10 protein-coding genes are annotated in these 12,938 nt (G+C 69.6%); 9 read left to right on the top strand and 1 reads right to left on the bottom strand.

What is annotated here, in order from left to right; all coding sequences use genetic code 11:
- Positions 1-88: 88 nt before the first annotated feature.
- The 4 genes from rsmH to ACIRG5_RS16935 all read left to right on the top strand — a co-directional run bounded on the left by rsmH (position 89) and on the right by ACIRG5_RS16935 (position 4,911).
- Positions 89-1,042: a 16S rRNA (cytosine(1402)-N(4))-methyltransferase RsmH gene (gene rsmH, locus ACIRG5_RS16950; protein WP_402905562.1), complete on the top strand. Its 954-nt coding sequence runs from the start codon at positions 89-91 to the stop codon at positions 1,040-1,042.
- Entirely contained in the window at positions 1,039-1,641 is a 603-nt protein-coding gene (locus ACIRG5_RS16945; protein WP_402905560.1) for a hypothetical protein, read from the top strand. The genes rsmH and ACIRG5_RS16945 overlap by 4 nt, the downstream gene beginning before the upstream one ends.
- Complete coding sequence (locus tag ACIRG5_RS16940) at positions 1,641-3,542, top strand: peptidoglycan D,D-transpeptidase FtsI family protein (RefSeq protein WP_402905558.1); 1,902 nt, start codon at positions 1,641-1,643, stop codon at positions 3,540-3,542. Before ACIRG5_RS16945 ends, ACIRG5_RS16940 begins: the two co-directional genes overlap by 1 nt.
- A gap of 316 nt (positions 3,543-3,858) precedes the next feature.
- Positions 3,859-4,911 carry a putative glycoside hydrolase gene (locus ACIRG5_RS16935; RefSeq protein WP_402905556.1) on the top strand — a complete coding sequence of 351 codons (1,053 nt, stop codon included), beginning with the start codon at positions 3,859-3,861 and terminating at the stop codon, positions 4,909-4,911.
- Here ACIRG5_RS16935 and ACIRG5_RS16930 read toward each other — a convergent pair.
- On the bottom strand, positions 4,908-5,657 hold the full coding sequence (locus ACIRG5_RS16930) for a universal stress protein (protein WP_402905554.1): 750 nt from the start codon (positions 5,655-5,657) through the stop codon (positions 4,908-4,910). The two genes, ACIRG5_RS16935 and ACIRG5_RS16930, sit on opposite strands and share 4 nt — an antisense overlap.
- A 276-nt stretch (positions 5,658-5,933) precedes the next feature.
- On the opposite strand from ACIRG5_RS16930, the gene ACIRG5_RS16925 reads away from it, so the two are divergent.
- The 5 genes from ACIRG5_RS16925 to ftsW all read left to right on the top strand — a co-directional run bounded on the left by ACIRG5_RS16925 (position 5,934) and on the right by ftsW (position 12,908).
- Positions 5,934-7,460 (top strand): UDP-N-acetylmuramoyl-L-alanyl-D-glutamate--2,6-diaminopimelate ligase, encoded by a 1,527-nt coding sequence (locus tag ACIRG5_RS16925; RefSeq protein ID WP_402905553.1) that lies wholly within the window; start codon positions 5,934-5,936, stop codon positions 7,458-7,460.
- Positions 7,457-8,917 carry a UDP-N-acetylmuramoyl-tripeptide--D-alanyl-D-alanine ligase gene (murF, locus tag ACIRG5_RS16920; protein WP_402905551.1) on the top strand — a complete coding sequence of 487 codons (1,461 nt, stop codon included), beginning with the start codon at positions 7,457-7,459 and terminating at the stop codon, positions 8,915-8,917. The genes ACIRG5_RS16925 and murF overlap by 4 nt, the downstream gene beginning before the upstream one ends.
- On the top strand, positions 8,914-9,999 hold the full coding sequence (mraY, locus tag ACIRG5_RS16915) for a phospho-N-acetylmuramoyl-pentapeptide-transferase (protein ID WP_319977341.1): 1,086 nt from the start codon (positions 8,914-8,916) through the stop codon (positions 9,997-9,999). Before murF ends, mraY begins: the two co-directional genes overlap by 4 nt.
- Positions 10,000-10,003: 4 nt before the next feature.
- A complete protein-coding gene (murD, locus tag ACIRG5_RS16910; protein WP_402905549.1) occupies positions 10,004-11,377 on the top strand; it encodes a UDP-N-acetylmuramoyl-L-alanine--D-glutamate ligase in 1,374 nt (457 codons plus the stop codon).
- Between the two features lie 67 nt (positions 11,378-11,444).
- Positions 11,445-12,908, top strand: coding sequence for a putative lipid II flippase FtsW (ftsW, locus tag ACIRG5_RS16905; protein WP_402905547.1), 1,464 nt, complete (start codon positions 11,445-11,447; stop codon positions 12,906-12,908).
- Positions 12,909-12,938: the final 30 nt, after the last annotated feature.

Below are 12,938 nucleotides of genomic sequence, written 5' to 3'. Positions count from 1 at the left end.
CCCTGGCGCACCTTCCCCGGCGCCAGGTTCGACGGGCGGGCGGGGACCTGACGTCACCCGAAACGCGCATAAGGGGAGTAGAGAGACCATGGATCAGCCGCGGCACGTTCCGGTGCTGCTGGACCGCGTCCTGGAACTCTTCGCTCCAGCGCTCTCCGGCAAGCCTGCCATCGTTGTCGACACGACCCTCGGCATGGGCGGCCACTCCGACGCGCTGTTGAGCGCCCACCCCGAACTCACCCTCATCGGGCTCGACCGCGACCCGCAGGCCATCGAGATGGCCGGCAAGCGTCTCGCTCGCCACGGTGACCGCGTTCATCTCGTCAACGTCACCTACGACCACATCGACGAAGCCGTGGAAGACCTCGGCTATTCGCGCGTGGACGGTGTGCTGATGGACCTCGGCGTGTCCTCGTTGCAACTGGACGAGGAGGAGCGCGGGTTCGCGTACTCGAAGGACGCCCCGCTCGACATGCGGATGTCCAAGGGCACCGGCATGACGGCGGCGGACGTGCTGAACACGTACGGGCACGGCGACCTGGCGCGGATCCTCTCCACCTACGGCGAGGAGCGGTTCGCGGGCAAGATCGCCTCCGCGGTGCTGCGGGAGCGCGAGAAGGAGCCGTTCACGAACTCGGGCCGGCTCGTCGAGCTGCTCTACGCCGTCGTGCCCGCGGCTTCGCGGCGCACCGGCGGCCATCCGGCGAAGCGCACGTTCCAGGCGCTGCGGATCGAGGTCAACGGCGAGCTGGAGTCGTTGCGGCTGGCACTGCCCGCCGCTCTGGGCGTGCTGCGCGTCGGCGGCCGGATCGTCGTGGAGTCCTACCAGTCCCTCGAGGACCGGATGGTGAAGCAGGCGATCGCGGAACTCGCGAAGTCCAAGACGCCGCCGGGCCTGCCGGTCGAGCTGCCGGGTCACGGACCCGAGGTCAAGTTGCTCACCAGGGGCGCGGAACTCGCGACCGAGAAGGAAATCGAGGACAACCCGCGTGCGGCGCCGGTGCGCCTGCGGGCGGCGGAGCGGATCGGAGAGCCGAGATGACGGCACCCGCACGGGTCGGTGGGTCGTCACCCCGCGACCCCTCCCCGAAGAAGAACCAGGACAAGGTCCAGGAGAAGGACAAGGCCCGGCGGCGGACCGCCGGTGCCGAGCGTGCTTACGCGCGCCGGGCCCAGCGCGCCTCGAACCTGCGCGGCGGTTCCGCGAGCCCGCAGCAGAAAGCCGTGTCCAAGGCTCCGTTCGTCGTGCTGGTGATGCTCGTGCTGGGCGCGGGCGTCGCCGGGATCATGTACTTCTCCACCCAGGCCGCCGCGGACACCTACCGGCTTCAGGAGGCGCGGGCCGAGGCCGAGAAGCTGACGCTGCAGATGGAGCAACTGCGCCGCGAGGTGGCGCTGCTCGAGTCGCCGACCGATCTCGCGCGCCGCGCGGGGGAGATGGGCCTGGTCGAGCCATCTAACCCGGCACGGCTGCGGCAGAACCCGGACGGCTCGATCGAGGAGTTCGGCAAGCCGAGCGCGCCGACCAAGTCGACGCCCCCGCCCCCGCCGTCCTCCGAGCCGCCCGCACCGCCCGCGGGCCAGACTCCACCCGCCGGCCAGCAGCCGCCGGCGGGTCAGACGCCTCCGGCGGGTGGCTGATGCCCGGTCCGCAGACCAGGGGACCGCGCCGGCCGTTGTCGGTGCGCGGCTCCCGCCCGGCCGCGCGCCTGGGCGGCAACAGCAGGCTGCGCATCGGCGTCGGCCGGATCCTGCTGATCGGCGCCCTGCTGATCGCGGGCGTCAAGCTCGTGCAGGTGCAGGGCCTGCAGGCGGCCGAGCTGTCGGCGCAGGCGCAGAAGCAGCGCACGACGCCCATCGACATCCCCGCCGAGCGCGGGTCGATCCTCGACCGCAACGGCAACCAGCTCGCGTTCTCGATCGAGGTGCGCGCGCTCTACATCCTTCCGCAGCGCGCGCGTAAGGCATGGGACGAAGCGCACGCGAAGGACGAGAAGAAGTATCCGGGGACCTACGAGGACCGCGCGCGGGAGATGGCCAAGTTCATCTCCTCGACGCTGGGCCCCGAGGTCAACGGGGAGAAGACCGACGAGGAGTCCGTCTACCAGCAGCTCGTCAAGGACATCTCCTACGAGGTCCTGGTCAGCGAGGCGGAACCGGCCAAGGCCGCGAAGATCGTCGAGAAGTTCCCCGCGGAGATCGGCTCGGAGTACCGCTCCAAGCGCATCTACCCCAACGGTGACCTGGCGGCGAACATCATCGGCGCCGCGAACTGGCGCCAGGAGGAGAAGCCGCCGACCGTCCAGGGCATCCTCGGTCTGGAGAACGCCCAGGACAACGTGCTCGCGGGCCGCACGGGCCGGCGCGTGGTCGACACGATGTCCGGCGACGACACCCTCGTCATCCCGAACACCGAGCGCGAACTCGTGAAGCCGCAGCCCGGCAAGAGCCTCGAACTCACCATCGACATCGACACCCAGTACGCGGTCCAGCGGATCGTCGCCGACTACGCGAAGAAGACGGGCGCCAAGAACGCCTCCGCCGTCGTGCTGGACAGCCGCACCGGCGAGATCGTCGCGATGGCCAACGACAAGACCTACGACCCGGCCAACTTCGGTGTGGCCGGCGAGGACCAGAAGCGCAACACCGCGGTCGCGTACAGCTTCGAGCCCGGCTCCGTGAACAAGATCGTCACGGCCGCCGCCGCCGTCGAGTACGGCCTGTTCAAACCCGACGACGTGCTGCAGGTGCCGGGGTCGATCAAGGTCGCCGACCGGGTCATCAAGGACGCGTGGAGCCACCCGACGGTGCCCATGTCGTTCACCGGCGTGTTCGCCAAGTCCTCCAACGTCGGCACGCTGATGACCGCCCAGGAGGTCGGCCAGGAGCGCTACGCCGAGATGCTGCAGAAGTTCGGTCTCGGCCGCCGCACGAACTCCGGCGTCCCCGCCGAGGAGGCGGGCCAGGTCCCGCCGCTCAACCAGTGGTCCGGCTCGACCTTCGGCAACCTGCCGATCGGCCAGGGCCTCTCGATGACGCTGCTGCAGATGACCGGCATGTACCAGGCCATCGCCAACGACGGCGTCCGCGTCCCGCCGCGGCTGATCCGCGCCGAGATCGGCGAGGACGGCGCGCGGTCGGAGAAGCAACGGCCCGAAGGCGTCACCGTGGTGTCGCCGGAGACCGCGAAGACCGTCCGCCAGATGTTCCGCTCGGTCACGCAGTCCGATCCGCGGGACGCGAACCAGAACGGCACCGGCAAGCCGGCCGCGATCCCCGGCTACCAGATCGCGGGCAAGACCGGCACGGCGCAGCAGATCGACCAGAACTGCAAGTGCTACTCCCAGAGCCAGTACTGGACCACGTTCGCCGGCATCCTCCCGGCCGACAACCCGCGCTACGTCGTCGGCGTCATGCTCGACGCGCCGAGCAACGCCCAGTCGGCCGCGCCCGTGTTCCACGACATCGCGACCTTCCTGACCCAGCGGTTCCAGGTGCCGATGTCGGCCGAGCAGACGCCGTTCGTGCCGCTGCAGCTGTAGCCCGTTCCGGCGGGCGCGCATTCTTGGTCGCGCGCGCCCGTTTCGCAAGTGACCTGAGCCACGCCCAGGCGTGACAACAGGACATTCCATTGTTTCACAGTGAAAAATTCTTCGTAATGAGACGCGATCCATCACGTCTAATACTCCGAAACCGGAGTGGCAAGGCGAGATGGGGTTTGGCGTGCGTTTCCTCGGATATTCGATCTTGGCAGGGGTCCTGGCGGTGACGATGGTTCCCGCAGCTCAAGCAGGTGAGGACGAATGGAAGACCGAGTCCTTCTGGCTGCACATGAACAGCACCCCGACAAATGATCAAATGATCGCCACCGAGGCGCAGCGCCGTTCCTACGTGGTGCTCAACGCCTGGGAAACCGATCTTGCCGCGAAGTTCAAGGCCGCCAATCCGAAGATCCAGACCTTTGTCTACAAGGATCTCTCGTCGACGCGCAGCTATGCGTGCTCGAACGGCGCCGACGATTCCGATCTCCCCACCGGTGTCGGTTACTGCGAGGCCGACCCCTCGTGGTTCCTGCTCGACTCCACGGGCAAGCGCTTCGAGTACGACGGCTACGAGGGCCACTGGCAGATGGACGTCGGCAACGTCGGCTACCAGAACACCTGGGCCGACAACGTGGTCGCGTCCTCGGCCAAGGTCTTCGACGGCGTGTTCATGGACAACGCCCTGTTCGCCTGCGACACCTACCACGACGGCGTCTGCCCGGCCGCGTACCCGACCGACGAGTCGATGCGCGAGGCCTACCGCTCCATGCTCGCCAACACCAGGCAGAAGTTCGTGGACGCGGGCCTCAAGACCGTCGCGAACATGTCCAACGCCCGCCTGCACGACGGCGCGTGGGACTCGTACGTCGAACACCTCGACGGCGGCTTCGACGAGTGGTGGCTGACCTTCGGCGACAAGGACCTGCTCTCCGAGTACTCGCAGGGCTGGAGCCGGCAGATCGCCCAGATCACCGCCAACGAGGCCAAGGGCAAGATCACCTGGGTCCAGCCGCACCACAGCGGCGCCGAGCAGCCGTTCCGCTACGCCTTCGCGAGCTACCTGCTGGCCAAGGGCGAGCACGCCGCGATCTCCGAGATCGATCAGACCGACCGCTACGACGGCCCCTCGCAGTGGCGCACCGAGTACGACTGGGACCTCGGCGCGCCGCTCGGCGAGCACCACGAGGTGGCCGCGAACGTGCACCAGCGCGACTTCGAGTGCGGCACCGTGATCGTCAACGCGAACAAGACGGGCAGCGCCCCGATCACCCTGCGGCTCGCCGAGACGCAGTTCAACGAGCACAACGCCCCGGTCACCTTCGTCGCCCTGCCGGGCACCACCGGAACGGTGCTGCGCAAGAGCTGTTAGAGCTTCGCGCGGTCGTCGTGCATCGGCTCCGGCCGGGCCACCAGCACCGGGCAGGACGCGTGGTAGAGCGCGGCCCGCGTGACCAGCCCGACCCCGTCGTGCTGCCCGCCCCGCCCCACGACCACGAGGTCGGAGTCCAGTGCGGCCAGGGCCTCGTGCGGATGCCGTGACTCCACCAGTACTTCGGGGGTCAGTTCGGGAGCGGTGGTGCGCAGGAACAACACGGCCCGGCGGATCGTGGCCTCGTCGCGCGGCACCGTGTCGCCGTGCTGGGCCGGCAGGTGGATGTGCAGCAGGCGGAGCCGCGCTCGGCGGGTGCGGCAGAGCTCGACCGCGCGCCGCAGCACGACCGGGTCCTCGCACCCGCCGACGGCAGCGGTGATCCAGCCGTGTTCGCCGCGGATCGCCTCAGGGCGTCCGCGCACCACCACGACGCCGCACCGCGCGCGGCGCAACACCGGGAGGACGAGGGAGCCCAGCCCCAGGCTGCGGTGCTGTTCGCCTTTGCACCCCAAGACCAAGGTCGCGCTGGAGTCCGATGCCCTCACCAGTGCGGCCACCGGGTCGTCTCCGCTCGGGCGGAAGTGGGCGGTGAGCATGGGCAGTCGTTCCAGGACCCGCTGGACCGTCGTGTCGCCGGGGTCCGCGAGGTACACCTGAAGATCCGTCCGGAGCGACCACGCGTGCCGCGCGGCCCACTCGAAAGCGTGATACGCGGACTCGGAAGTGTCGACTCCGACTGTCACGGAACGACTGAAATCGGGTGACCAGAAGGAAAATCTCCTGGGTTCCACCGCCGTGCTGGTTTTCATCGCCGCCTCCTGCCGCTCCCTACCTCACCGCAGCCGCACCGGTGCTCACAGGGCCCTAAGTCACAAAGGGGGCAGTAACTTGTTCGGCCGGACGGGCTCGCTGGACAGGACCAGCGACGAGGGCCACCCCAACGGCCCAGAGCCGCTGATCATCACCCGAACGCCAACGCGCCGCTCGACCACTCTGCGCACGCCGGTAGCCTCTTGCCCGTGCCTGCCAAGCTCGAGGGCAAGGTCGCGACCGCCCCGCCCCGCCCCAACGCCATTCGCCCTGCTTCCGTGGCTGCTCTCGCCGCGGTCGCCGACGTGCACCTGACCAGGCCAGCGCATGCCGACGTCCAGGTGACGGGGGTTACTCTGCGTGCACAGCACGTGGTCGCCGGAGACCTCTACGCCGCGCTGCCGGGCGCCAACGCGCACGGTGCCGACTTCGCCGCCACGGCGATCGCGAACGGTGCCGTCGCCGTGCTGACGGACGAGGCCGGAGCCGCCCGCGACGCCCTCAAAGACGTGCCCGTGCTGATCCACCCACGCCCCCGCGAGGTCGTGGGACTGCTCGCCGCGCACGTCTACGGACAGCCGTCGACCAAGATCAAGCTGTGGGGTGTCACCGGTACGTCCGGCAAGACCACCACCACGTACATGATCGAGTCGGTGCTGCGCGCCGCGGGGAAGAACACGGGCCTGATCGGCACGGTCGGCACCCGCATCGGCACCGAGCAGCTCGGCAGCTCGCACACCACGCCGGAGGCGCCGGACCTGCAGGCGCTGTTCGCGGTGATGGCCGAGCGCGGCGTCACCGACGTGGCGATGGAGGTGTCGAGCCACGCGCTGCACATGGGCCGCGTCGCCGCCACCGAGTTCGAGATCGGCGCGTTCACGAACCTGAGCCAGGACCACCTCGACTTCCACGCGGACATGGAGGAGTACTTCCAGGTCAAGGCGCAGCTGTTCGACGGCCGCGCGCGCAAGGAGGTCGTCTGCGTCGACGGCGAGTGGGGCGACCGGCTCGTGAAGCCCGGCACCATCACCGTCGCCACGACCAAGCCCGCAGACTGGACGTCGAGCGAGATCCAGGTGTCGCCGACCGGTGAGCAGACGTTCACCGCGCACGGCCCCGGTCTCGACATCGAGATCCACCTCCCGCTCGCGGGCAGCTTCAACGTCGCGAACGCCCTGCTCGCCATCGCCTGCCTGCACGTGGAGGGCATCGGCGCCGAGGCGATCGCGGAGGGCCTGCGCAACGTCCAGGTGCCCGGCCGCATGCAGCGGATCGACGAGGGCCAGGACTTCACGGCCGTCGTCGACTACTCGCACAAGCCCGCCGCCGTCGCGCTCGCGCTCGACGCCGTGCGCGCCAAGACCGACGGCCGGGTGATCATCGTGCTCGGCTGCGGTGGCGACCGGGACCGCGCCAAGCGGCCGTTGATGGGCGAGGCCGCCGCCGAACGGGCCGAGGTTTTGATCATCACCGATGACAACCCCAGGAGCGAAGACGCGTCCTCTATTCGGGCCGCCATGCTCGAAGGGGCCCTCGCCGCGCACGACAGGGGCGAGGTGCTCGAGATCGGCGACCGGAGGCTCGCGATCCGCAAGGCCGTCGAGCTGGCTCTTCCGGGCGACGTCGTCGTCGTGGCGGGCAAGGGACATGAGACGGGACAAGAGATCGCCGGCGTGATCCAACCGTTCTCGGACGTCGAGACGCTGACCGCCGCGATCAGAGAGGCGCACCGTTGATCGCACTCACGCTCGCCGAGATCGCTGAGATCGTCGGCGGACGCCTGCACGCGACCGATGGCAGTCCGGTGGTCACCGGCTCCATCGAGTTCGACACCCGCAAGGTCACCGAGGGGGGCCTCTTCCTGGCACTGCCCGGTGAGCGCGTGGACGGCCACGACTTCGCCGCGCAGGCCGTGGCGTCGGGCGCGGCCGGTGTGCTGGCCGGCCGCGAGGTCGACGCTCCCGCGGTGATCGCGCCGCCGGTGCGGACCAAGCACGCCAACGCCTACGTGCTCGCCGGCGACACGACCGGCGAGGGCGCCGCGGTGCTCGAAGCGCTGGCCAAGCTCGCCCGCCACGTGACGGACCGCCTCAAGGACCTCACGATCATCGGCATCACCGGCTCGGCGGGCAAGACGTCCACCAAGGACCTCATCGCCCAGGTGCTCAGCCCGACGGGCGAGACCATCGCGCCACCCGGTTCGTTCAACAACGAGCTCGGCCACCCGTGGACCGCGCTGCGCGCCACCGAGGACACCCGCTTCCTCGTGCTCGAACTGTCCGCACGCGGCATCGGCCACATCGCGAACCTGACCGAGATCGCGCCGCCGAAGTTCGGTGCCGTGCTCAACGTCGGCACCGCGCACCTCAGCGAGTTCGGCTCGCGTGAAGGCATCGCGCAGGGCAAGGGCGAGCTGATCGAATCGCTGCCCGAAGACGGCGTCGCGATTCTGAACGCCGACGACCAGTTGGTCGCGGGCATGGCCAGCCGCACGAAGGCCAAGGTCGTCCTGGTCGGCGAGAGCCCGAACGCGGACGTCCGCGCCGAGAACATCGAGCTGGACGAGCAGGCCCGCGCGAGCTTCACGCTGAAGACCGCGCAGGGCGACGCCCAGGTCAAGCTGTCGCTGAACGGCCCGCACCAGGTGGGCAACGCGCTGGTCGCGGCCGCGATCGCCCTCGAACTGGGCGCCACGCCGGCCGAGGTGGCGCAGCGGCTCGGTGCGGCGGAACGGGTCTCCGCGCACCGCATGGTCATCACCGACCGGGCGGACGGCGTGACCGTCATCGACGACGCGTACAACGCGAACCCCGACTCGGTGCGGGCGGCGTTGAAGGCGCTGGCGACGATCTCGCGCGCCACCACGCCCGCCCGCCGCAGCTGGGCCGTCCTCGGCCCGATGGCGGAACTGGGCGACGACGCGGTGCGCGAGCACGACGAGATCGGCCGCCTGGTGGTGCGCCTGGACATCAGCAAGCTCGTGGTCGTCGGTGAGGCGGCCCGCGCGATGCACCAGGGTGCGCACCTGGAAGGATCTTGGGGAGACGAATCCGTCAGGGTGCCGGACGCGGACGCGGCGATCGCGCTGCTCCAGGGGGAAGTCCGGCCCGGTGACGTCGTGCTGGTCAAGGCATCGAACGCCTATCGCCTGTGGCGCATTGCCGAGGCCCTGCTGGAGGCAGGAACCAAGTGAAGAGCATCCTGATCGCCGCAGCGATCGCACTGGCAGTGTCGATCCTGCTGACGCCCTACCTGATCAAGATCTTCTCTCGCCAGGGCTTCGGCCAGGAGATCCGCGAGGACGGTCCGCAGCACCACAAGACCAAGCGCGGTACGCCGACCATGGGTGGCCTCGCCATCCTGGTCGCGATGTGGGCCGGTTATCTCGGCACGCACCTCGTGAACTCGATGTCGGCCTCGGCGTCCGGCCAGACCCCGACCGCGTCCGGCCTGCTCGTGCTGATGCTGACGACGTCGCTGGGCATCGTCGGCTTCCTCGACGACTTCATCAAGATCCGCAAGGCCCGCAACCTGGGCCTGAACAAGACGGCGAAGCTGGTCGGCCAGTTCATCGCGACGATCACGTTCGCGATCCTGGTGCTCCAGTTCCCGAACAAGGACGGCCTGACGCCCGCGTCGGTCAACCTGTCGTTCGTCCGCGACATCACCGTGGTCTCGTTCGGCGTCATCGGGTTCATCGTCTTCTGCTACGGCATGGTCGCCGCGTGGTCGAACGCCGTGAACCTGACCGACGGCCTCGACGGCCTCGCCGGCGGTTCGTCGGCGATGGTGTTCGGCACCTACGTCGTGATCTCGTTCTGGCAGTTCCGCTACAACTGCTCGAGCTACGCCGTGGCCGGCTGCTACGACGTGCGCGACCCGCTGGACCTCGCGGTGATCGCCGCGGCCGCGATGGCGGGCTGCATCGGCTTCCTGTGGTGGAACGCCGCTCCGGCCAAGATCTTCATGGGTGACACCGGCTCGCTCGCGCTCGGCGGCCTCGTCGCCGGTCTCGCGATCGCGACCCGCACCGAGCTGCTGATGATCGTCATCGGTGGTCTGTTCGTGGTGGAGGCCCTGTCGGTGGCGTTGCAGGTCGCGGTCTTCCGCACCTCACGACGGCGCCTGTTCCGAATGGCGCCGTTCCACCACCACTTCGAGCTGGCCGGCTGGGCGGAAACCACTGTCATCATCCGGTTCTGGTTGATGGGCGGCATCTGCTGCATGTTCGGTCTCGGCGTGTTCTACAGCGAGTGGCTGACGGGCGGTTTCTAGAGCTATGACCAAGCTGGCCGGAACAAAGGTGCTGGTGGCCGGTGCTGGAGTGACCGGCAGGTCCGCCGCGGAGGCGTTGCTCGCGGCGGGCGCCGAGGTCGTGGTGACGGACTCGTCGCCGGAACGGCTGGCGGCTCTGGAGACCATGCTCGAAGGCGTCGAACTGGTGCCGGGGCTGGTCGAGCCTCCCGCCGGGACGTCGCTGGTCGTCACGAGTCCGGGCTGGCAGCCGTCGAGCCCGTTGCTCGCGGCCGCCTCGTCGGCGGGCATCGAGGTGATCGGCGAGGTCGAGCTGGCCTGGCGGATGGGCACCGAACTCGCCGACCCGCCGGTGTGGCTCGCGGTGACCGGCACGAACGGCAAGACCACGACGGTCGGCATGCTGGAGTCGATCCTGCACGCCGCCGGCGCGGACGCCGTGGCCTGCGGAAACGTCGGCCTGCCGGTCGTGGACGCGCTGCTGGCGGGCCGCCGGGTGCTCGCGGTGGAGCTGTCGAGCTTCCAGCTGCACTGGGCGCCCTCGGTCCGGCCGCAGGCGGGCGCGCTGCTCAACCTCGCGGAGGACCACCTCGACTGGCACGGCGGCATGGACGCCTACGCGCAGGCCAAGGCCCAGATCCTCACCGGTGAGGTGGCGATCGGCTGGCTCGACGACGAACTCGTCGGCGACCTGCTGGAGGCCTCACCCGCGCGGGACCGGATCGGCTTCACCCTCGACGAACCGGAGGACGGCCAGCTCGGCGTGCGCGACGGCTGGCTGGTCGACCGCGCGTTCGCCGACGACGAGGCGCTGGTCGAGATCGCGAAGATCCGCCCGGCAGGCCCTCCCGGCATCGCCGACGCTCTCGCCGCCACGGCACTGGCGCGCGCGTACGGCGTGCCGTCCGAGGCCGTGCGCGAGGGCTTGGAGGCGTTCGAACCGGCCGCGCACCGTGCCGTGCTCGTCACGGTCGACGCCGCGGACGTCAAGTACGTCAACGACTCGAAGGCGACGAACCCGCACGCGGCCGTGGCCTCCCTGCGAGCGTTCGACAGCGTGGTCTGGATCGCCGGTGGCCTGCTGAAGGGCGCGTCGGTCGAGGACATGGTCCGCACCGAGGCCCATCGGCTGAGGGGAGCGGTGCTGATCGGCGCCGATCGCCAGGTCATCGCGGACGCGCTGGCGAAGCACGCGCCGGACGTGCCGGTCCGCGTGCTCGACGTCGCCGGCGACGAGGACCCGATGCAGGAGATCGTCCGCACCGCGCAGGAGTTCGCGCAGTCCGGCGACACGGTGCTGCTCGCACCGGCGGCGGCGTCGATGGACATGTTCAGCGACTACGCACATCGCGGACAGGCGTTCACGGATGCTGTAAAGCGCCTCACGGGTGGCCGGTAGGGTTCGAAACGGGCGACACGCCCCAGGAATCCCCGTTCGAGCGCTTGACACAGGAGACGATGATCTGGTGACCGTCGTCGCCGACAAGCCGAGAAGCAAGCGGAAGGTTCGTCCCGCGGGCCGCGTCGCCTCGTTGCGCAGCGGTCTGACGTCGTGGATGAGCAGGCCGCTGGCCGACTTCCACCTGTTGCTCGCGATCTTCGGCATGCTCACCGTGCTCGGCCTGGTGATGGTGCTGTCCGCGTCGGCTCCGGGACAGGTCGCGTCGGGCGTGTCCGCGTACAGCGTGTTCCAGAAGCAGCTGATCTACGTGTGCATCGGCGCCGTGCTGTTCTGGGTGATGCTGCGGTTCCCGTTGCGCAAGCTCCGGCACTTCTCGACGGCCGCGATGGCCATCGGCGTGGTGCTGCTGGCGCTGGTGCTGACGCCGCTGGGCGACGTCCGCGGTGGTGCCCGGTCGTGGTTCACCGTCGGGCCGATCTCGTTCCAGCCGATCGAGGCCGTGAAGCTCGCGCTGGCGTTGTGGGGCGCGCACGTCCTGGTCACCAAGCGGGCGTTGCTCTCGCAGTACCGGCACCTGCTGGTGCCCGTCGTGCCGGTCGCGATGCTGGTGTTCGCGCTGGTCATGCTGCAGCCCGACCTCGGCGGCACGATCACGCTCGGTGTGGTGCTGATCAGCCTGCTGTGGTTCGTGGGCGCGCCGATGCGGCTGTTCGGCGTGATCGCCGGCGGCGCGGTGGCGGGTGCCTTCGTCCTCGCGATCGGCGCCGCGTACCGGCTGCAGCGCGTGACGACGTTCCTCAACCCCGACGCCGACCCCGAGGGCGCGGGTCACCAGGCCCGTCAGGCGATGTTCGCGCTCGCCGAGGGCGGCCTGTTCGGCAAGGGCCTCGCGCGGGGGAGCTCGCAGTGGCGGTACCTGCCCAACGTCGAGTCGGACTTCATCTTCGCCGTCATCGGCGAGGAGCTCGGGTTCGTCGGATGTGCGCTGGTCCTGGTGCTGTTCGGCATGCTCGCGTGGGTCGGCCTGCGGATCGCGTCGCGCAACACCGACCCGTGGATCCGGATCGTGTCCGCGACGCTGACGGTGTGGCTGGTCGCGCAGGCCGCGATCAACATCGGCTATGTCGTGCGGCTGCTGCCCGTCACGGGCCTCACGCTGCCGTTGATCTCCTCCGGTGGCACCTCGGTCGTGACGACCATGGTGGTGTTCGGCATCCTCGCGAACTGCGCCCGGCACGAGCCCGACGCCGTGGCGGCGCTGCGTTCGCTCGGTCCCGGCCGGGTCGGCGGGCTGCTCAGGCTGCCCGCTCCCGAGGCGTACCGGCCGCCCGCCAAGCGCAAGCCGGTCCGTCCGTCCACGCCTCCACGCGCACCGGGCAGGCGCACCGCGCAACTCCCGGTCGTCGACGAACGTCGTATGGCTGGACGCTCCGCTCCGCCTTCGGAGTACCGTCGCCGCGAATCGCGGCGGACACAGGGCCGTTCAGAGCAAGGCCGGTCGACCCGCGGTCGCGGGCGATACAACTGATCGATCATCTCTTCGCCGACAATTTGGGAG

The sequence above is a fragment of the Lentzea sp. NPDC102401 genome, assembly GCF_044765805.1.
Taxonomy (GTDB): domain Bacteria; phylum Actinomycetota; class Actinomycetes; order Mycobacteriales; family Pseudonocardiaceae; genus Lentzea; species Lentzea sokolovensis.
The sequence above is the reverse complement of the archived record's forward strand: the minus strand, read 5'-3'. Positions and strand labels throughout refer to the sequence as shown.